This window comes from Streptomyces sp. W1SF4 (assembly GCF_003950035.1).
GTDB lineage: Bacteria > Actinomycetota > Actinomycetes > Streptomycetales > Streptomycetaceae > Streptomyces > Streptomyces racemochromogenes.
The window spans coordinates 6,130,689-6,149,869 of record NZ_CP034350.1 but is presented as its reverse complement, the minus strand read 5'-3'; the positions used below and the strand labels follow the sequence as shown (position 1 = coordinate 6,149,869).

Below are 19,181 nucleotides of genomic sequence, written 5' to 3'. Positions count from 1 at the left end.
GGTCATCGGGGCATGCGCGGGCAGATTGACAGGTCCCCCGTACGGGGCCACGTTGAGTGCATGCGCATCGGGCTGATCGGAACGGGCCGGATCGGCTCCTTCCACGCGGCCGCACTGGCCCGCCACCCGGACGCCGGCTCGCTGCTGCTGGCCGACGCCGATCCCGGGCGGGCCGCGCGGCTCGCGGACCGGCTGGGGGCGACCGCCGCCCCGACGGTCGACCAGGTCTTCACCTGGGGCGTGGACGCCGTGGTGGTGGCCTGCGCGACGGAGGGCCACGCCGACCTGGTGGTCCGGGCGGTGCGCGGCGGGCTGCCGGTGTTCTGCGAGAAGCCGGTGGCCCCCGACCTGGCCCGGACCCTGGCCGTGCTGCGCGAGGTGGGGGCGGCCCGGGGGCTGCTCCAGGTCGGTTTCATGCGGCGCTTCGACGCGGGCTGCCGGACCGCCCGCGAACTGGTCCGTTCGGGTGCCCTGGGACGGCTGCACACGGTGCGCACGATGACGGCCGACCCGGCGCCGCCGCCGGCCGAGTACCTGGCGGCCTCCGGGGGCCTGTACCGGGACTGCCTGGTGCACGACTTCGACATGGTCCGCTGGGTGACCGGGCGCGAGGTCGCCGACGTGTACGCGACCGGTTCCGACAGGGGGCCGGCCCGGTTCCGGGAGGCGGGGGACGTCGACACGGCCGCCGCCGTGCTCACACTGGACGACGGGACGCTGGTCACCAGCACCGGGACCCGCTGCAACGGCGCCGGGTACGACGTGCGGATGGAGCTGGCCGGGGAGCTGGACCAGGTCTCCTGCGGGCTCGACGACCGGACCCCGATCGCCTCGACGGAGCCGCACGGCCCGCCCCCGGCCGGCAATCCGTGGTCCGGGTTCCTGGAGCGGTTCGCCCCCGCCTACGAGGCCGAGCTGGCGGCGTTCGTACGGCTGGTGCGCGGCGAGGGGGACAACCCGTGCGACGGGTTCCAGGCGCTCGCCGCGTTCCGGGTGGCCGAGGCCTGCGAACGCTCCCGGCGGGAGCGCCGGCCCGTACGGCTGGAGGAGCTCCCGGACCTGTAGGGTGCGGGCGCCGGCGGACATGCGGGCCACAGTAGGCGGGCTGATCAAGCCCGCAGGAGCCATTTACCGGCCAATCGCGGCCGGCGGGGGCGGGGCGGTCAGCGCGCCGCGCGGCGTCCCCAGGCGGTGCCGGCCAGGACGAGCGCGGCTCCGGCGAGTCCGGCCGGGCCGAGGTGCTCGCCGCCGATGGCGATGCCGGCGGCGGCCGCCCACAGCGGTTCGGTGCCCAGCAGCAGGCTGACGCGGGACGGGGAGGTGCGGCGTACGGCCCACATCTGCACGAAGAAGGCGAACAGCGTGCAGAAGACGGAGAGGAAGGCGAGTCCGGCCCATTGGGCGGGGCCGAAGTCCGCGGCGGCCGTCCAGGGCCGGTCCCCGGTCCCGGGCACGGCCGCGAGCAGGGCGAAGACCAGTACGGCCGCGCCCAGCTGGACGGTGGTGAGGGAGAGCGGGTCGGCGTCCTGGACGGCCTTGATCCGCGCCATCAGCAGGACGTGCAGGGTGCGGGCCAGGGCCGCGCCGAGGATCAGCAGGTCGCCGGGGCCGGGTGCGGTGAAGCCGGCGCCCTGGGTGAGCAGCACGACACCGGCCACCGAGACGGCCGCGGCCCCGAGGAAGGCGGCCGAGGGCTTCCTGCGGCGCACGGCGGACTCGGCGAGCGGCGTGAAGATCATGGTGAGGCTGATGATCAGACCGGCGTTGGTGGCGGAGGTGTGCACCACCCCGTAGGTCTCCAGCAGGAAGATCCCGCCGAGTACGAGGCCCAGCACCGCCGCGCCGCGCAGCTGGGCGGGGCCCAGCGCGCGCAGCCGCCGGCGTCCGGCGAGGACCAGCACCGGGAGCACGAGCGCGAAGCGCAGCACGAGGACCGCGATCACGGTGTGCGCGGTGGTGATCCCCTTGGCGGCGAGGTAGCTGCCGCCCCAGACGACGGCGACCAGCAGGACGGGCAGGTCCGCGAGCCAGGCCCGGCGGGGGGCGAGGGCGGGGGCGGGGGCGGTGAGGGTGGTCACCGGGCGGCTCCGACGGGTGGAGGGCGTGGAGACGTCGGCGGCTCGCACGGGTGCGGGCCCACGGTAACCGAGTGGATCTTCCCGGTCGACCGGTTAACCGGGGCACCCGCGGAGCCCCCTCCCCCGCTCAGTCCGCGAAGGTGCCGAAGGAGGCGCGGCCGGTGGGGCGGTAGGTGTGGATGGCGGTTCCGCTGCCGGTGGTGCGGGAGGCGGTCAGCTCGAAGGCCGTGGGCAGGCCGCCGGTGGGGAAGAGCCGGCGTCCCGCGCCGAGGAAGACGGGGAAGACCAGCAGGTTGAGCTCCTCGACGAGGTCGCGCGCGAGCAGCCACTGGGCGAGCTGTCCGCTGCCGTGCACCTGGAGCTCCCCGTCCATGCCGTCCTTGATCCGGACGATCTCCGACTGGAGGTGCTCCCCGTCCACCACGGCGGCCGGTCCCCACTCGGGGTCCTTGAGGGTGGTGGAGGCGACGTACTTCGGCAGTCGGTTGAGCTTGTTCGGGACGGGGTCGGCCGGGTCGTCGTGGAGCGGCCAGTACGAGGCGAAGATCTCGTACGTCCGGCGGCCGAGGAGGAAGGCCTCGGCCCGGCCGAAGAGCTCGTTCACGAACTCCCCCATGCCCTCGTCGGCGAAGGGCACGAGCCACCCGCCGTACGCGAACCCGCCGCTGCGGTCCTCGTCGGGGCCGCCGGGGGCCTGCATCACTCCGTCGAGGGTCAGGAAGGTGGTCAGGGTCAGCTTGCCCATGGCGCGGCGCTCCTTGTGTCGTCTGCTTCTCCTCCTCAGACTCCCGCCGGTGCCCGCACTCATCGGTGCGGCGCGCGTGAACGCCGGGTCGGATTCCCGCCAGCGCCGTCGGCCTCCCCCGTATTTCATTGAACCCGCAACCAAATGCAGGGAACGGATCGGGGAGGAACGACATGAACGGCAACACGGTGGCCCTGGTGACGGGCGGCAGCCGGGGCATCGGAGCGGCCACCGCGCTGCGGCTGGCCGAGGACGGCTTCGACGTCGCGCTCACCTACGTCAACGGCGCCGGGGCGGCCGCCGAGGTCGTCGGGAAGATCGAGGCGCTGGGCCGCAGGGGCCTGGCGGTACGGGCCGACGCGGGCGCCGCCGACGGCCCGCGGACGGCGGTGGAGGAGACCGTACGGGCGCTGGGGCGGCTCGACGTCCTCGTCAACAACGCCGGCGTCGGGGTGGTCGGCCCGCTCGACACGCTCGGCCCCGCCGAGGTGGACCTGGTCCTCGGCGTCAACGTCCGGGGCGCCTTCCTGGCCGCACAGGCCGCGGCGGCGCACCTGGGCTCCGGCGGACGGATCGTCACCATCGGCAGCTGCATGACGGGCCGGGTCCCCGGCCCGGGCGGCACGCTGTACGCGATGAGCAAGGCGGCCATGACGGGCCTGACGAAGGCGCTCGCCCGGGAGCTGGGCGGGCGCGGCATCACCGCCAACCTGGTCCACCCGGGCCCGACGGACACGGACATGAACCCGGCCGACGGCCCCTACGCGGACGCGCAGCGCTCACTGACGGCGCTCGGACGCTACGGCACCCCCGAGGAGGTGGCCGCCATGGTGTCCTTCCTCGCCGGGCCGGACTCCGCGTACGTCACGGGGGCGGAGTTCTCGGTGGACGGCGGCCACGCCGCCTGAGGGAACGCCTGTGGGGGCGCACCGCGTACGCGGTGCGCCCCCACAGGGCTGTGCCCGGGCCCCGGGGGTGTCGGCCCCCGGGGCGGGTCACGGGGCGGGGCGGGTCAGCCGCCCAGCTCCTGGTGGCGGGCGGCGTGCGCGGCCGCGCCGGCCTCCGTCAGGGAACCGAACAGGCGCAGGCGGGAGAAGCCGCCGTCCGGGAAGATGTCGATCCGTACGTGGGTGCCGACCGCCGGGGCGTCCAGCACGAAGCGGTGGTTGGTGTCGGGCTGCAGGCGGGTGCGCGGCAGGAACTCCGTCCACTCGCCCTCCTCGCCCGTCTTGATCGACAGCGAGGCCCAGCCGGCCGAGTTGCCCTTGAGGTAGGCGGTGTCGATCTCCACGGCGCGGATCTCGGACTCGGCGACGAGCTGGTAGCGGATCCAGTCGTTGCCGTTGTCGCGGCGGCGGGCGGTCTCCCAGCCGTCGTCCATCTTGCGGGAGCGGCCCGGGTTGATGGTGTTGGTCGGCGGGGAGTAGAAGCGGTTGGACGCGTCCTCCACCGAGCCGCCGTTCTCCAGGGCGACGACGTCGAAGGTGCCCAGCACGGCGAGCCACTTCGGGTCGGGGCGTACCTCGCCGTAGACGCGCAGACGGGCGATGCCGCCGTCCGGGTGCTGGTTCAGGCGCAGGTGCGTGAAGCGCTGCTCGACGTCGACCTCGAAGCCGTTGGCCGCGTGGCCGCCGACGGGGGTGCGCTCGACGAGGGTCGTCCACTTGACGTCGTCGGAGAGCAGCTCCGCCTCGGTCGGGGAGCCCTCGACGGACGCGCCCTGGATGGACACGGCCTGCGGCATGTTGCCGCGGAAGTGGGCGGTGTCGACGACGATGCCGCGGATGACGCCGGGGGCGCCGAGGCGGATCAGGGCGTAGTCGTGGTCCGCGGCGGTCGGCCAGGGCTGCTCGGCGGACACGCCGCGGCGGCGGCGGGTCTCCCAGCCGTCCATGACCTTGCCCTTGTGCCCGAAGTGCTCGGGGTCGAAGTGGCCGGCCTCGGCGATCAGCAGGTTCTCGCGCTCGGCGAAGAACTCGTCGTTGGCGGCGATGACACCGGCGCCCAGCTCTCGGGCGGCGAGGTTCGCGTACTGGGTGAAGGGGAACTCCGCGGTGCGGTAGTCCGCGTACGGGTCGCCGCCCCCGTACGGGTTCGCGTTACCGGTGAAGGAGGGAATCGCCACTGTCAGTTCTGCCTTTCGAGGAGGAGGCCCGTGGGCTCGGTCGGGGTACCGTGGTCGGCGATCTGCGTGCCGCGCAGCCAGGTGGACTTCACGACGCCGTGCAGGGTCCTGCCCGCGTACGCCGTGACCTGGTTGCGGTGGTGCAGCTCGGCCGGGTCCACGGTGAAGGTCTCTTCGGGGGCCAGGACGGCGAAGTCGGCGTCACGGCCGGCCTCGATGGCCCCCTTCTGCGCCAGGCCCGCCAGCGCGGCGGGGGCGGTGGACATCCAGCGCACGACCTCTTCGAGAGTGCGGCCGCGCTTGCGCGCCTCGGTCCAGATGGCGGGAAGGCCCAGCTGGAGGGAGGAGATGCCGCCCCACGCGGTGGCGAAGTCGCCGGTCTTCAGGTCCGCGGTGGAGGGCGAGTGGTCGGAGACGATGCAGTCGATGGTGCCGTCGGCGAGCGCGTCCCACAGGACGTCCTGGTTCGCGGCCTCGCGGATGGGCGGGCAGCACTTGAACTCGGTCGCGCCGTCCGGGACTTCCTCGGCGGTGAGGGTGAGGAAGTGCGGGCAGGACTCGACGGTGATCTGCACGCCCTCGGCCTTGGCCGCGGCGATCAGCGGCAGCGCGGAGGCGGAGGACAGGTGCAGGACGTGCACGCGGGCGTTCAGCCGCCTCGCCTGGTCGATCAGGTTCTGGATCGCGGTGTTCTCGGCGTCCTGCGGGCGGGAGGCCAGGAAGTCGGCGTACTTGGGGCCCGGCTTCTGCGGGGCGGACTCCAGGTGGTGCGGGTCCTCGGCGTGCACGATCAGCAGGCCGCCGAAACCGGTGATCTCGGCGAGCGAGGTGGCCAGCTGCTCCTGGTCCAGCAGGGGGAACTCGTCCACGCCGGAGGGCGACAGGAAGCACTTGAAGCCGTAGACGCCGGCGTCGTGCAGCGGCTTCAGGTCCTTGACGTTGTCCGGCAGGGCGCCGCCCCAGAAGCCGACGTCCACGTGCGCCTTGGAGCGGGCGACCTCCTGCTTGACGCGGAGGTTGTCGACCGTGGTGGTCGGCGGCAGGGAGTTCAGGGGCATGTCGACGATGGTGGTGATACCGCCGGCCGCGGCAGCGCGGGTGGCCGTCCAGAAGCCCTCCCACTCGGTGCGGCCCGGGTCGTTCACGTGGACGTGGGTGTCCACCAGGCCGGGGAGCAGGACGTCGTCACCGAAGTCCTCCAGCCGGGCTCCGACCGGTACCCCGGCGTCGTGCGCCAGCACGGCCGTGATCTTCCCGCCGGCGACGGCCACCGAGGCGGCGCGCGTCCCCTCGGGGGTGATGACGCGCGTCGAGCGCAGTACCAGTTCCACTGCCACGTCGGCCACCGGAACCTCCCCATCTACTTCCACAGAGCGAAATTCAACGTTCTGTTGACGGAGTCTTCACCCCGATGCGGGGCCAGTCAAGAGCGCCCGGAGGGACTGCTGACACGTTCTCACCGCGATTGGATGTTTCCACAGGATGGAATTAGGATTTCACTATCCAGAATGTAGCTACCGCCACCTGGGAGCGGGCGGGTAACTTCCCGAGGACGTCCACCACCAGGACAAACCACCTCTGACCGGCGAGGACGGCGAGGGCCCGGCTCTAGGGCCGACGTCGACCGACCGGTAGGCTGCTTCCTTGCCTGCCAGCACCGAAAGGACCGCGCCGTGCCGACGTCCAGCGCCAGCACCACCGACGCTTCCGCCAAGCCCACCGCCGGCGGCGGTGGCGTCCAGTCCCTCGAGCGCGCCTTCGATCTGCTCGAACGCATGGCCGATGCGGGTGGCGAGGTCGGCCTCAGTGAACTCTCGGCCGCCAGCGGCCTGCCGCTGCCGACCATCCACCGCCTGATGCGCACCCTCGTCGCCTGCGGGTACGTCCGGCAGCAGCCCAACCGACGGTACTCCCTCGGACCGCGCCTCATCCGCCTCGGGGAGTCCGCGTCGCGGCTGCTGGGCACCTGGGCCCGCCCCTACCTCGCCCGCCTGGTCGAGGAGACCGGGGAGACCGCGAACATGGCCCTGCTCGACGGCGACGAGATCGTCTACGTCGCCCAGGTGCCGTCCAAGCACTCCATGCGCATGTTCACCGAGGTCGGCCGCCGCGTCCTGCCCCACTCCACCGGCGTGGGCAAGGCCCTGCTGGCGCACACCCCGGCCGACGAGGTCCGCGCCCTGCTGGCCCGCACGGGGATGCCCGCCGCGACCGAGAAGACCATCACCACCCCCGAGGGCTTCCTGGAGGCCCTGGAACAGGTCCGCCGCGTGGGCTACGCCGTCGACGACAACGAGCAGGAAATAGGAGTCCGCTGCCTGGCCGTTTCGGTGCCCGACTCGCCGACCGCCGCCGCGATCTCCATCTCCGGCCCGGCCGGCCGGGTGACGCAGGCCGTGGCCGAGTCCTTCGTACCGATCCTCCAGGGCGTCGCCGCCGAACTGTCGGTGGCCCTGCAGAGCCAGACCCCCGCCTAAGCCGTGTGACGGGAGCCCCGGCACCCTCCCCCTGTGGGGGTGCCGGGGCTCCCGCGCGTGCGGGCCGCGGGTGGGCTCAAGCCGCCGGGAGCGAGGCGGACGGCGGCTCGGCGGCGGCCGGGGCGCCGGGGGTGAGGCGGCCGTCGGCCATGGTCGCCGTACGGTCCATGCGCTCCAGGTGGGCGTGGTCGTGGGTGACCAGCACCGTGGCGGTGCCCCGCTCCCGGGTGAGGGTGACCAGCAGGTCCAGGACCGCCGCGCCCCGCTCGTGGTCCAGGGCACTGGTCGGCTCGTCCACCAGCAGCACGGCCGGCTCGTTCATCAGGGCCCGGGCGATGTTCACGCGCTGGCGCTGGCCGCCGGACAGCTCGTGCGGGCGCTTGCCGGCCTTGTCGGCCAGGCCCACCGCGTCCAGCAGCTCCAGGGCGCGGCGGCGAAGCTGCCGGGAGGGGCGGCCCGACACGTGGGCCATCACCTGGAGCTGCTCGGCGGCCGTCAGCGAGGCCAGCAGGTTCGGCTGCTGGAAGACGATGCCGATCCGCTCCCGGCGCAGCGCCGACTTCCCGGCGGGCCCGAGCCGGCTGGTGTCCCGGCCGGCCACCACGACCCGGCCGGAGTCCGGGGTGACCAGGGTGGCCGCCACCGCCAGGAGGCTGGACTTCCCGGAGCCGGAGGGCCCCACAATCGCGGTCAGGGAGCCCGCCGGCACCTCCAGGGACACCGCGTCGAGCGCGGTGAGACGGCCGTCCCCGTCGGGGTAGGTCAGCGTCACGTCGTCAACGAGCAGGGTCATCGGGCGCTCCCCAGGGCGGTCAGCGGGTCGACGGCGGTGATCCGCCGGATGGACAGGGCCGCGCCCAGCACGCCGAGCACGATCATGATCGCGGCGGGGGCCAGCACGGTGGCGGCGTCCAGGACGAAGGGCACGTCACCGCCGCTGATCAGGGCGCCGATGGCGGCCGCGAGCGCGGTACCGGCCCCGGTGCCGATCGCCAGCATCACCACGGCCTGGCCGAGGGCGTCCTTGAGCAGGTACGGGGTGGAGGCGCCCAGTGCCTTCAGGACCGCGACGTCACCGCTGCGCTGGATGGTCCAGACGGTGAAGAAGGCCCCTATGACCAGGGCGGAGATGGCGAACAGGAAGCCGCGCATCAGCTGGAGCGAGCCGTTCTCGGCCTGGTAGGACCCTATGGCGCCCAGGGCCTCGTCGACGGTCAGGGTCTTCGTGCCGGCCGCCGCGTCGCCGGCCGCCCAGTCCGTGCCCCCGGAGCCTTCGAGGGCGACGACCGTGGCGGTGGTGTCCGGGGAGGCGGCGGGACCGCCGACGCGCTGCCAGTCGGCCAGGTCCGTCCAGACGACCGGGGTGTGGCTGTAGGCGGCCGTGCCCGAGACGGCGGCGACGGTCAGCTCCTGCGTCCCGATCCGGACCCGGGCCCCGGCGGTGAGCCCGCCGAGCTCCTTGGCCGCCTTCTCGGTGAGGACCGCCCGGCCCGGACCGAGCCCCGTCCCGGCCGGAGCGAGCCGGCCGTCCGGCTCGACGCCGAAGGCGGAGACGGCGGCGGTGCGCCCGCCCGCGACGGCGTTGACGGTGCGGATGCCGAGCGGCTGGGCGGCCCCGACGCCCGGCCGCGCCCGCCAGGTCTTCCAGGCTGCCTCGGGCAGCTGGGACTGGGTGAAGGAGACCTTCTGGTCCCCGGCGGGCGCGGCGAAGGCCAGGTGCGAGGCGGGCAGGCCGGTGACGGCCGAGACGTTCTCCCGGGCGAGTCCGGAGGTGAGTCCCGACAGCAGGCCGACCAGCAGCGTGATCAGCAGTACGACCGAGCCCATGAGGGCGAAGCGGCCCTTGGCGAACCGTAGATCTCTCCATGCGACGAACATGTCCCCCACCTTGGTGTCGCACGCGGGCCCCGGGCATCGCGCCACGGGAGGCATCCTGGTATCGAAGGTGGCATCCGGACATCGAACTTTCGGTTGACCGGGGTCCCCGGCCGCCCGCTTACGCTGGTCGGACGATGTCTGCCGCACCGCCCTCCCGCCCCCTGACACCCGTCACCCGCGTACTGCGGCTGTGCCTGCACGCGCTGCTGCTCGGGCTGCTCGCGCTGGCCTCCGCCCGCGCCGTCGCCGGTTCCGCGCCGCGGGCCGGCTGGGTGACCGGCCTGTGCGTGCTGCTGGCCGCCGTCTACGCGGCGGGCGTGCGCGCCCCCGCCGTGCACCGCTCGGCGCGGGCCGCCGGGCTGTGGCTGGCCGGGGTGGGGGCCGTGTGGGCCGCCCTGCTGGTCCTCTCCCCCGACGGGCTGTGGGTGGCCTTCCCGCTGTACTTCCTGGAGCTGCACCTGCTGCGGCTGCGCTGGGCCCTCGCGGCCGTCGGGGTCACCGCCTGCGCCGCCATAGGGGGCTTCCTCGCGCACGGCGGCGCCCTCACCCCGGGGGCCTTCCTCGGGCCGCTGCTGGGCGGGGCGGTGGCCGTCGCCACGGTGCTCGGCTACCAGGCGCTGTACCGCGAGAGCGAGCGCCGCCGCGAGCTGATCGAGGAGCTCATCGCCACCCGGGCCGAGCTGGCGGCGGCCGAGCGGGGCGCGGGGATCCTCGCGGAGCGGGAGCGGCTCGCGCGGGAGATCCACGACACCCTGGCCCAGGGCCTGTCCTCCATCCAGCTGCTGCTGCGGGCGGCCGAGCGGGCGCTGCCCCAGGACGCGCCGGCCGCCGACCACATCGCCCGGGCCCGGCAGGCCGCGCAGGACAACCTGGCCGAGGCACGCCGCTTCGTACGGGCCCTGACTCCCCCGGACCTGGAGCACGGCTCGCTGGCGGCGGCGCTGGAGCGGCTGTGCTCGGGGGCCCCGGGCCCGCGCGTGCGCTTCTCCGTCAGCGGCGCACCCCGGGCGCTGCCCACCCCGTACGAGGTGGCCCTGCTGCGGATCGCCCAGTCGGCGCTGGCCAACGTGGTGCGGCACGCGGGGGCCGGGCGGGCGGAGATCACCCTGACCTTCATGGACAGCTCGGTCACCCTGGACGTGGTCGACGACGGCCGGGGCTTCGACCCCGCCGGCGTCGCCGCCGGCGGTGACGGCGGCTTCGGCCTGCCCGCGATGCGGGCGCGGGCCCAGTCGCTGGGCGGGCTGTTCACCGTGGAGTCCGACCCGGGCCAGGGCACCGCCGTGGCCGTCACCCTGCCGCTGCCCGTGGAGGCCTGACCATGACCATCCGGCTGCTGCTCGCCGACGACCACCCCGTGGTGCGCGCCGGGCTGCGCGCGGTGCTGGACACCGAGCCGGACTTCGCGGTGGTCGCGGAGGCGGCGACGGCGGAGCGGGCGGTGGAGCTGGCCGCGTCCGAGCCGGTGGACGTCGTGCTGATGGACCTCCAGTTCGGGGCCGGGATGCACGGCTCGGCCGCCACGGCGGCGATCACCGCCCGGCCGGGCGCGCCCCGGGTCCTCGTCCTGACCACCTACGACACCGACGCCGACATCCTGGCGGCGGTGGAGGCCGGCGCCTCGGGTTACCTGCTCAAGGACGCCCCGCCGGAGGAGCTGGCGGCGGCGGTGCGCACTGCGGCGGCCGGCCAGTCGGCGCTGGCCCCGGCGGTGGCGCTGCGGCTGATGGACCGGATGCGCACCCCGGCGGAGGCGCTGACGAAGCGCGAGCTGGAGGTGCTCCAGCTGGTCGCGGACGGGCTGTCGAACCAGCAGATCTCCAAGCGGCTGTTCCTGAGCCAGGCCACGGTCAAGTCCCACCTGGTGCACGTATACGCCAAGCTCGGCGTCGACTCGCGCACCTCCGCGGTCGCCGCGGCCGCCACCCGCCGGCTGATCCGCACGCCGTAGGAGCCGTCCTCACGGGGGTTGTCCCCCCGCTCGGACACCGGGAGGCAGGCGGGTGGCGGGGCCGCCCGGCCGGAAGCATTCGGGGGGTCGATCCCCGTACGCGAAAGCGAGCCCCCGATGTCCGCGATCCCCGGCACGACCGAACGGCACGACCTCCCCGCCCCCACCGCTCCCCCGGCCGCACCGCCTACGGGCTGTGGCTGGCGGCCGTCGCCGCCGGAGCCTTCGAAACCGTGCTCGCGGTCGGCCGGATGGCCGCCGGCGGCACCGGCTCCGCCGGGGAGATCGGAACGGGTCTCGCCGTCCGGCTCACGGTCTTCACCCTCGCCGTACTGTGCGCCCGGCGGATGCGGGGCGGCGCCCGGTGGGCACGGGTCACCCTGGCGCTGGGCCTGGGCGTGCTGGGCACCGCCTCGATGGTCGTGCAGCCGCTCGGCTACCTCGCCGACGGCGGCTCGGTCGCGGACGCCCTGGCCCGGGCGGGCGCCCTCGACCTGGTCTTCGGGGCCAGCCGGGGCGTGCACGTGGCGGCCGTGCTGGTGGCCGTGGCCCTGATGTTCCGGCCGGCGGCCAACGCGTACTTCCGGCGGACCGCCCGGTAGGGCCGCCGCTCAGGCCACCCAGTACGGCCGCTCGACCCCCGGGGCCAGCGGGACGCCGTCGTGGAAGGCGGCCGCGAGGCGGCGCACGCCCTCCTCCAGGCGGTCGGCCGGCAGGGTGTACGGGATGCGCAGGCGGTGCTCGAAGGTGCCCGGGTCGACGCCGAAGCGGGCCCCGCGCCCGATGTGCACCCCGGCGGCCGCGGCGCGTTCCGCGAGGGCGGAGCTGACCGGTTCGCCGAGGTCCACCCAGAGGGAGAGGCCGCCCGGCGGCAGCCGCCAGGACCATTCGGGGGTGTGCCGCTGGAGCGCGGACACCAGGGCGGCCCGCTGGGCGCGCAGCTGCGCGAGCCGGCCGGGCAGGGTCCGGTCCAGGTCTTCCAGCAGCACGAGCGCCACCGCCTGGTCGAGTACGGAGCCGGTCATGTCCGCGGAGACCCGTACGGCGGTCAGCTCGGCGATCAGCTTCGCGGTGGCCCGGACCCAGCCCACCCGCAGGCCGCCCCAGTGGGTCTTGCTCAGCGAGCCGATGGTGATCACGTGGTCGGCGCCGGACCGGGGGGCGAGCGAGGCCAGTGGTGTGGGGGCGGGCACGTCCAGGGCGATGTCGGCGATGGTCTCGTCGACCACCAGCCAGGTGCCGGTGGCCCGGGTCGCCGCGAGCAGCCGCAGCCGCTGCTCCTGCGGCATCAGGGAGCCCGTCGGGTTGTGGAAGTCCGGGACCGCGTACGCCAGGCGGGGCACGGTCTGGCGCAGCGTGGACTCGGCGATCTCCATGTCCCAGCCGGTGTCGGAGACGGCGATGGACCCGGTGCGCAGTCTCGCGTGGCGCAGGGCGTCGAGGGCGTTGGCGTAGGTGGGGTTCTCGGTGACCACCCGGTCCCCGGGCCGGCAGAGCAGGCTGACCACGAGGGCGAAGGCCTGCTGGGCCCCGGCGGTGACCAGGATCTGCTCGGGGCGGGTGGGCAGGCCGCGGCGGGTGAAGCGGTCCGCGACGGCCGCGCGCAGGTCGGGCAGTCCGAAGGGGTGGTAGCCGGGGGTGCGGGTGAGGGCGGGCAGCTTCGGGGCGGCCCGGGCGAGGGCGTCGGCAAGGCTGCCCTCGGGGGCGCCCATCGCGGCGATGGCGAGGTCGATGCCGGGGTCGCCGTCGGCGCTGTAGCCGCCGGCCCCGACGAGGGCGTGGGCGCCGACGGGTCCGTGTCCGTCGGGCAGCTCGGTCCAGGTGCCGGAGCCGCGCCGGCTGCGTACGTAGCCGCTGCCGCGGAGGAGGTCGTAGGCGCCGGTGACGGTGGCGCGGCTGGCGCCGACCGCCTCGGCCAGTTCGCGTTCGGCGGGCAGGCGGACGTGCAGGGCGATCCGGCCGTCGAGGATCAGGGTGCGGACGGAGTCGGCGAGGGCCCGGTATCCGGGTCGGGCCAGTACCTCGGGCGGGAGCAGTGCCGCGAGCTGGCGGCTCCCGATCGTCCTGTCCGCCGTATGGACCACTCGCCCGTTCGCCATGCCAACCTCCCCTGATTGGCTCTGCCCGCCAGGCCAATCCGGGTCCAGACTCGCGGTATTGGCCCCCGATTGGCAAGGAGTGCTCCGCGATGCCGTATGACGTGTTCACCGATCGTGACGAACGGGCCCTGGTGGCCGCCGCGGAGAACCGGGTCTGCGAGCCGCTGCGGATCGGGGTCGCCCTGGCCTCCGTACGGCGGCTGCTGGCGGGGCTGCCACCCTTTCGGGGGAAGGGGCGGCGAGAATCGCTGACATGTCAGCAGTCGAACGTTCCCGCGAAGCCCTCCCCGGCCGGTCCGCTGCCCCAGTGACCTCCGCGTCCGGGGAGGCCCTCCCCCCGCCCCCTCCCCTGATCGCCGGCCTGCTCCTGGCCGCGGGCGGCGGGCGCCGGCTGGGCGGGCGCCCCAAGGCGCTGCTCCCGTACCGCGGGCGGCCGCTCGTCGAGAACGCCGTGCGCGTGCTGCGCGAGGCCGGCTGCGGCCCGGTGCACGTGGTGCTCGGGGCCTCGGCCGCGGAGGTCCGCGAGCGCGCCGACCTGGCGGGGTGCGTGGTCGTGGACAACCCGGACTGGGCCGAGGGGATGGGCTCCTCGCTGCGGGTCGGCCTCACCTCCCTGGCCGGCACGGGGGCGAGCGCGGCGCTGGTGTCGCTGGTGGACCAGCCGGGCATCGGGGCGGCCGCGGTGGCCCGGGTGCGGGAGGCGTACCGGTCGCCGTCGAGCCTGGTGGCGGCGGCGTACGACGGGGAGCGCGGGCATCCCGTGCTGTTCGGGGCGGACCGCTGGGCGGACATCGCGGCGACCGCGACCGGGGACCAGGGTGCGCGCGTCCACCTGAGGAACCACGCCGCCGAGGTCATGCTGGTGGAGTGCGGGGACGTCGCGGCCGCCTTCGACATCGACACCCCGCCCGACCTGGCGCGTCTGGACTGAGCGGGGCGTGACCGCGATGGCACTGAGGGCCACCGGCAAGTGGAATCTGTCGACTCAGAGAATCTCGACATCAACAAACCATTGAACTTCCACCATGAGGAAATTACTATCCACTGGTCAGAAGCGCCCTGAACCCCCAGACGGCGCCCGCGACCGTTACCCGGAACTCTCCACACCCGACGGCACTGCGTGCCGTCTCGCGCGAGCATTCCCCCGCGGCCGCCAGGCACCGCCGCTGAAGGAGTGACAGATATGTCCGCACCAGCGCCGTCCCCGCTGGCCATCGTCGACGCCGAGCCCCTGCCCCGGCAGGACGAAGTCCTCACCGAAGCGGCCCTCGCCTTCGTGGCCGAGCTCCACCGGCGGTTCGCCCCCCGCCGCGCCGAGCTCCTCGCCCGACGCGGCGAGCGGCGCGCCGAGATCGCCCGCACCTCCACGCTCGACTTCCTCCCGGACACCGCACAGGTCCGCGAGGGCGACTGGAAGGTCGCGCCGGCCCCGGCCGCCCTGAACGACCGCCGCGTGGAGATCACCGGTCCGACCGACCGCAAGATGACCATCAACGCCCTGAACTCGGGCGCCAAGGTCTGGCTCGCCGACTTCGAGGACGCCTCCGCTCCCACCTGGGAGAACGTCGTCCTCGGCCAGCTCAACCTCATCGACGCCTACGAGCGCCGCATCGACTTCACCGACGCGCGCACCGGCAAGGCCTACGCCCTGAAGCCCGCCGACCAGCTCGCGACCGTGGTCATGCGCCCGCGCGGCTGGCACCTGGAGGAGCGCCACCTCAGCTTCGAGGGCGGTCCGGCCTCCGGCTCCCTCGTGGACTTCGGCCTCTACTTCTTCCACAACGCCCAGCGCCTGATCGACCTCGGCAAGGGCCCGTACTTCTACCTCCCGAAGACGGAGTCGCACCTGGAGGCCCGCCTCTGGAACGACATCTTCGTCTTCGCGCAGGACTACGTGGGCATCCCGCAGGGCACCGTCCGCGCGACCGTCCTCATCGAGACCATCACCGCGGCCTACGAGATGGAAGAGATCCTCTTCGAACTCAAGGACCACGCGGCGGGCCTGAACGCGGGCCGCTGGGACTACCTGTTCTCCATCGTCAAGAACTTCCGGGACGGCGGCGCCAAGTTCGTCCTGCCGGACCGCAACGCGGTGACGATGACCGCCCCCTTCATGCGCGCCTACACCGAGCTGCTCGTCCGCACCTGCCACAAGCGCGGCGCGCACGCGATCGGCGGCATGGCGGCCTTCATCCCGTCCCGCAAGGACGCCGAGGCCAACGCGGTCGCCTTCGCGAAGGTCAAGGCCGACAAGGACCGCGAGGCCGGCGACGGCTTCGACGGCTCCTGGGTCGCCCACCCCGACCTGGTCCCGATCGCCATGGCCTCCTTCGACGCCGTCCTGGGCGACAAGCCCAACCAGAAGGACCGCCTCCGCGAGGACGTCTCGGTGGCCCCCGGCGACCTGATCGCGATCGACTCGCTGGACGCCAAGCCCACCTACGAGGGCCTGCGCAACGCGGTCCAGGTCGGCACCCGCTACATCGAGGCCTGGCTGCGCGGCCTCGGCGCCGTCGGCATCTTCGGCCTCATGGAGGACGCCGCCACCGCCGAGATCTCGCGCTCCCAGATCTGGCAGTGGATCAACGCGGGCGTCGTCTTCGAGAACGGCGAGCGCGCCACCGCCGAGCTGACCCGCAAGATCGCCGCCGAGGAGCTCGACGCGATCCGCGCCGAGGTCGGCGAGGAGGCCTTCGCGGCCGGGAAGTGGCAGCAGGCCCACGACCTCCTGCTCCAGGTCTCCCTGGACGCCGACTACGCGGACTTCCTGACGCTCCCCGCGTACGACCAGCTGGTCGGCTGACCCCGGGCACGGCCCGCACCACCCTCTTCGGCTGAATCGCACAGCAGTCGAGTACGGCTCCGCCCCCGGCACCGAGATGGTGCCGGGGGCGGAGCCGTGTCCGGGGAGCCGCGTTCGCGCGGGCGGGACGGGCGGGACGGGCGGGACGGGCGGTCAGCCCTTCGCGGCCCTGCCGCCGCCGGTGAGCACGTCCTTGCGGACCTGGGCGAAGGAGGCGTCCAGCTTCCGCTTCATCCAGGGGGCCAGCGGGCGCTCCACCAGCCGGTGCACCAGGTAGGCCGCGACCATCATGATCACGGTCACCGCGATCAGCGTCGGATACGGCTCCAGGTACCGGCGCAGGCGGGTGATCAGCTGCCAGCCGATCATCTGGTGCAGCAGGTAGAGCGGGTAGGTGAGCGCCCCCGCGACGGTCAGCCACTTCCACCGGATCCAGTTGAACGCACCCAGCGCAGCGGCGATCACGACGCCGAAGGCGACCGTGGTGCAGAACAGCGTGAGGGTCCAGGAGAGCCGGTGCTGGGTGCCGTACTCGTATCCGCCGGCCACGCCGCGCAGCGAGTCCTGGGCCATCAGCCAGCAGAATCCGACGATGCCCCAGAGCAGCAGGTTGGGGCCGAAGCGGTACATCAGGAAGATCGCGATGCCCGCGATGAAGTACCAGGCGTAGGTGGGCTGGACGATCACGGTGAGCAGCGGGAAGTTCGACGCGCTCGCCATCAGCGCCGCGACGCCCCAGATCCCGCAGAACGCCAGCACCCGGCGGTAGGTAAGGCCGATCGCGACGAGTACGCCGAACAGCAGGTAGAAGCGGAGCTCGGCCCAGAGGGTCCAGTAGACCGGGTCCAGGTTGTCGACCCCGACCGGCATGTTGGCCATGCTCAGGTTCGTGAGGATGCGCGAGAGGGTCGGCCGCTTGGTGTTGTCGCCCCAGATGGTCGGCACGATCAGCAGGCAGACGGAGGTGAGCAGGACCGCGACCCAGTAGGCGGGGAAGAGCCGGACCACGCGCGAGGTGACGAAGTCGCCGACCGAACGGCCCCAGCAGGACATGCAGATGACGAAGCCGCTGATCAGGAAGAACAGCTCGACGCCGGTCCAGCTGTACGCGCCGACCAGGTGGCCGGCCGGCATCAGTTCGCTGGGCTTGCCGTGCCAGATCTGCGGGAAGCGCTCGACTCCGAGCCAGTGCCACAGGACGACGCCCATCGCGGCGATCAGGCGGAGGCCGTCCAGGACGTAGAGCCGGGGCCGTTTGCCGGCGGCCGGCGCGCCGCCTCGCACCTCCTCCGGCTGGGCCGCCGGGGGCGGCGACATGGATACCGGCGGGGAACTGACGTCGGAGACCATCGACAACGCTTTCGGGGGCCGGTGCGGAGGTACTTATCAGTACAATTTCAGATGCAAACCCGGTCACCATATCATGGGCCGATCCCGGCCCGGCCGCCCGCCTCCCCCACCCGAGAGGGGGTCCCGGTCAGGGGCGCTGACGGCACCTCAGTTCACCGGGGCACCGGGGGCAACGGGTAAGGTTGCCCGCCGCGGGCCTTGCGACCTGGCCCGGCCGACCGGTCACGGCGCCGGTGGCAGCCGAGTGGCAGCACCCGCCGACATCGACACCGAATGGACTCGTCCCATGCGTAGCGCGCCCGGAACACGGCGTTCGGCGGGAGCCGGCGACGGCGACCCCCGGCTCTTCGACTGGCTCCGGGGACGGGCGCCGCTGGCCCTGGTGGCGGCGGCGGTCGCGCTGCTCGCCAACGTCTACTACCAGGCCCGTCACTCGGGGAACGTCGGCCTCGACAACGAGTGGGTCATCAAGGCCGCGGACGTCTTCAACCACGGCAGGCCCCCGTATGAGGAGGAACGTTTCCTCTACCTGCCGCCGGGCGTCCTCGCCGGCGTGCCCTGGCTCTGGTTCTCCCTGAAGACCCGGCTGGACCTGCTGCCCTTCGTCGGCATCGCCTTCGTCCTCACGGGCTGGATCCTCTCGCTGCGAATATTCGGGGTCTCGGCGCGGAGCCGCCTGGCCGTGCTCGGTGCGATCGCGCTCTGCTTCCTGGAGCCGTTCACCAACGTCGTGCAGATCGGCAACTGGACCTCCGGTTACGTGATGGCCCTCCCGGCGGTGCTGCTGCTGGCCGCCAACCGCCGCTGGACGGCGGCCGCGGTGGTGTTCGGCGTGGCCATCAGCATCAAGCCGATCCTCGCCCCCGTGGTGCTGGTCTTCCTGATGGCCCGCCAGTTCAAGGCCTTCGCCGTCGCGATAGTGGTGCCGGCGGTGATCGCGGTGGCGGCCGGCGCGATGATGCCCCAGCCCACGCTGTTCCTCACCAAGACGCTGCCCTACCTGCTCGGCGGACAGGGCGGTTTCGCCGCGCCGTTCGACGCCTCGGTCTCCAACGTCCTGACCCGGCTGGGCCTGCCCGAGGGCGTGGCCGGGGCCGCCGGCCTGGCCGCGGCGGCCCTCATGATCGTGCTGGCCTGGCTCCGCTGGCGCCGGGGCGGCCACGAGGGCCTGCGCCTGGTGGAGACCAGCGCCATGCTGATGCTGGCGGCCTTCCTGGGCACCAAGCCGTCCTTCGACCACTACACCCTGATCGTCCTGGTCCCGATGGCCGCGGCCGTGGTGGTCCCCGGCGCGGCCTCGCGCTCCCCGTGGTTCTGGATCGGCTACGTCCCGATGGTCAACGGTCTGACGCTGCCGTTCGTCTCCGCCTGGAACACGTACAACTACCGCGTCCTGGGCACCAACCTGGTCTCGGCCGCCACGCTCGCCTCCCGGGCCGTGGGCCGACGGCCCGCCGGAGCCGCCCCGGCCGGCGCCGCTCCCGGCCGTACGCAGGAGCGGCAGCGGACGCCCTCCGGCGTCTGACTCGAAGCACACCGGAGCCGGGCCCGTGCCAACGGGCCCGGCTCCGGCGCGTTCACGCACGGCCGCGCCCTGACGCGGCCCCGGCGCCCGACCGACCGGTCGGACGTTACTGCATCGTAACCTGACTGTACCTAGCGGTAACAAGCGGGC

18 protein-coding genes are annotated in these 19,181 nt (G+C 73.6%); 10 read left to right on the top strand and 8 right to left on the bottom strand.

What is annotated here, in order from left to right; all coding sequences use genetic code 11:
• Window positions 1-60 precede the first annotated feature (60 nt).
• The gene (locus D1J60_RS28650; RefSeq protein WP_125603903.1) at window positions 61-1,065 is read left to right on the top strand and encodes a Gfo/Idh/MocA family oxidoreductase; all 1,005 of its coding nucleotides are present in this window, start codon (window positions 61-63) and stop codon (window positions 1,063-1,065) included.
• A 98-nt stretch (window positions 1,066-1,163) separates the two neighbouring features.
• Here the strand turns inward: D1J60_RS28650 and D1J60_RS28645 are convergent, their stop codons facing one another.
• Window positions 1,164-2,078, bottom strand: a complete 915-nt coding sequence (locus tag D1J60_RS28645) for a DMT family transporter (protein ID WP_125823046.1) — start codon at window positions 2,076-2,078, stop codon at window positions 1,164-1,166.
• Window positions 2,079-2,205: 127 nt separating this feature from the next.
• On the bottom strand, window positions 2,206-2,823 hold the full coding sequence (locus tag D1J60_RS28640; protein ID WP_125823045.1) for a dihydrofolate reductase family protein: 618 nt from the start codon (window positions 2,821-2,823) through the stop codon (window positions 2,206-2,208).
• Between the two features lie 173 nt (window positions 2,824-2,996).
• Between D1J60_RS28640 and D1J60_RS28635 the strand changes: the two genes are divergently transcribed.
• Window positions 2,997-3,731, top strand: a complete 735-nt coding sequence (locus tag D1J60_RS28635; RefSeq protein ID WP_125823044.1) for an SDR family oxidoreductase — start codon at window positions 2,997-2,999, stop codon at window positions 3,729-3,731.
• A 104-nt stretch (window positions 3,732-3,835) separates the two neighbouring features.
• Here the strand turns inward: D1J60_RS28635 and alc are convergent, their stop codons facing one another.
• Window positions 3,836-4,948 (bottom strand): allantoicase, encoded by a 1,113-nt coding sequence (alc, locus tag D1J60_RS28630; RefSeq protein ID WP_125823043.1) that lies wholly within the window; start codon window positions 4,946-4,948, stop codon window positions 3,836-3,838.
• A 2-nt stretch (window positions 4,949-4,950) separates the two neighbouring features.
• Window positions 4,951-6,294 carry an allantoinase AllB gene (gene allB / locus D1J60_RS28625; protein WP_125823042.1) on the bottom strand — a complete coding sequence of 448 codons (1,344 nt, stop codon included), beginning with the start codon at window positions 6,292-6,294 and terminating at the stop codon, window positions 4,951-4,953.
• Between the two features lie 327 nt (window positions 6,295-6,621).
• On the opposite strand from allB, the gene D1J60_RS28620 reads away from it, so the two are divergent.
• Window positions 6,622-7,425 carry an IclR family transcriptional regulator gene (locus tag D1J60_RS28620; protein WP_007267406.1) on the top strand — a complete coding sequence of 268 codons (804 nt, stop codon included), beginning with the start codon at window positions 6,622-6,624 and terminating at the stop codon, window positions 7,423-7,425.
• Window positions 7,426-7,501: 76 nt separating this feature from the next.
• Here the strand turns inward: D1J60_RS28620 and D1J60_RS28615 are convergent, their stop codons facing one another.
• Window positions 7,502-8,218 carry an ABC transporter ATP-binding protein gene (locus D1J60_RS28615; RefSeq protein ID WP_125823041.1) on the bottom strand — a complete coding sequence of 239 codons (717 nt, stop codon included), beginning with the start codon at window positions 8,216-8,218 and terminating at the stop codon, window positions 7,502-7,504.
• Window positions 8,215-9,303 (bottom strand): ABC transporter permease, encoded by a 1,089-nt coding sequence (locus D1J60_RS28610; RefSeq protein ID WP_125823040.1) that lies wholly within the window; start codon window positions 9,301-9,303, stop codon window positions 8,215-8,217. Before D1J60_RS28610 ends, D1J60_RS28615 begins: the two co-directional genes overlap by 4 nt.
• 134 nt (window positions 9,304-9,437) lie before the next feature.
• Between D1J60_RS28610 and D1J60_RS28605 the strand changes: the two genes are divergently transcribed.
• The 3 genes from D1J60_RS28605 (at window position 9,438) to D1J60_RS28595 (ending at window position 11,856) form a co-directional block, all read left to right on the top strand.
• A complete protein-coding gene (locus D1J60_RS28605; RefSeq protein ID WP_125823039.1) occupies window positions 9,438-10,622 on the top strand; it encodes a sensor histidine kinase in 1,185 nt (394 codons plus the stop codon).
• A 2-nt stretch (window positions 10,623-10,624) separates the two neighbouring features.
• Window positions 10,625-11,254, top strand: a complete 630-nt coding sequence (locus tag D1J60_RS28600) for a response regulator transcription factor (protein WP_007267402.1) — start codon at window positions 10,625-10,627, stop codon at window positions 11,252-11,254.
• Between the two features lie 233 nt (window positions 11,255-11,487).
• Window positions 11,488-11,856: a hypothetical protein gene (locus D1J60_RS28595; RefSeq protein WP_125823038.1), complete on the top strand. Its 369-nt coding sequence runs from the start codon at window positions 11,488-11,490 to the stop codon at window positions 11,854-11,856.
• 9 nt (window positions 11,857-11,865) lie between these two features.
• Here the strand turns inward: D1J60_RS28595 and D1J60_RS28590 are convergent, their stop codons facing one another.
• On the bottom strand, window positions 11,866-13,353 hold the full coding sequence (locus tag D1J60_RS28590) for a PLP-dependent aminotransferase family protein (protein WP_125823037.1): 1,488 nt from the start codon (window positions 13,351-13,353) through the stop codon (window positions 11,866-11,868).
• An 89-nt stretch (window positions 13,354-13,442) separates the two neighbouring features.
• On the opposite strand from D1J60_RS28590, the gene D1J60_RS28585 reads away from it, so the two are divergent.
• The 3 genes from D1J60_RS28585 to aceB all read left to right on the top strand — a co-directional run bounded on the left by D1J60_RS28585 (window position 13,443) and on the right by aceB (window position 16,156).
• On the top strand, window positions 13,443-13,664 hold the full coding sequence (locus tag D1J60_RS28585) for a hypothetical protein (protein ID WP_125823036.1): 222 nt from the start codon (window positions 13,443-13,445) through the stop codon (window positions 13,662-13,664).
• Window positions 13,665-13,702: 38 nt separating this feature from the next.
• Window positions 13,703-14,284, top strand: a complete 582-nt coding sequence (locus D1J60_RS28580) for a nucleotidyltransferase family protein (RefSeq protein WP_125605428.1) — start codon at window positions 13,703-13,705, stop codon at window positions 14,282-14,284.
• Between the two features lie 252 nt (window positions 14,285-14,536).
• Window positions 14,537-16,156, top strand: coding sequence for a malate synthase A (gene aceB / locus D1J60_RS28575; RefSeq protein ID WP_125823035.1), 1,620 nt, complete (start codon window positions 14,537-14,539; stop codon window positions 16,154-16,156).
• 153 nt (window positions 16,157-16,309) lie between these two features.
• Here the strand turns inward: aceB and D1J60_RS28570 are convergent, their stop codons facing one another.
• On the bottom strand, window positions 16,310-17,473 hold the full coding sequence (locus tag D1J60_RS28570; protein ID WP_125598672.1) for an acyltransferase: 1,164 nt from the start codon (window positions 17,471-17,473) through the stop codon (window positions 16,310-16,312).
• A gap of 319 nt (window positions 17,474-17,792) precedes the next feature.
• On the opposite strand from D1J60_RS28570, the gene D1J60_RS28565 reads away from it, so the two are divergent.
• Complete coding sequence (locus D1J60_RS28565) at window positions 17,793-19,031, top strand: glycosyltransferase family 87 protein (protein ID WP_164720983.1); 1,239 nt, start codon at window positions 17,793-17,795, stop codon at window positions 19,029-19,031.
• Window positions 19,032-19,181 lie beyond the last annotated feature (150 nt).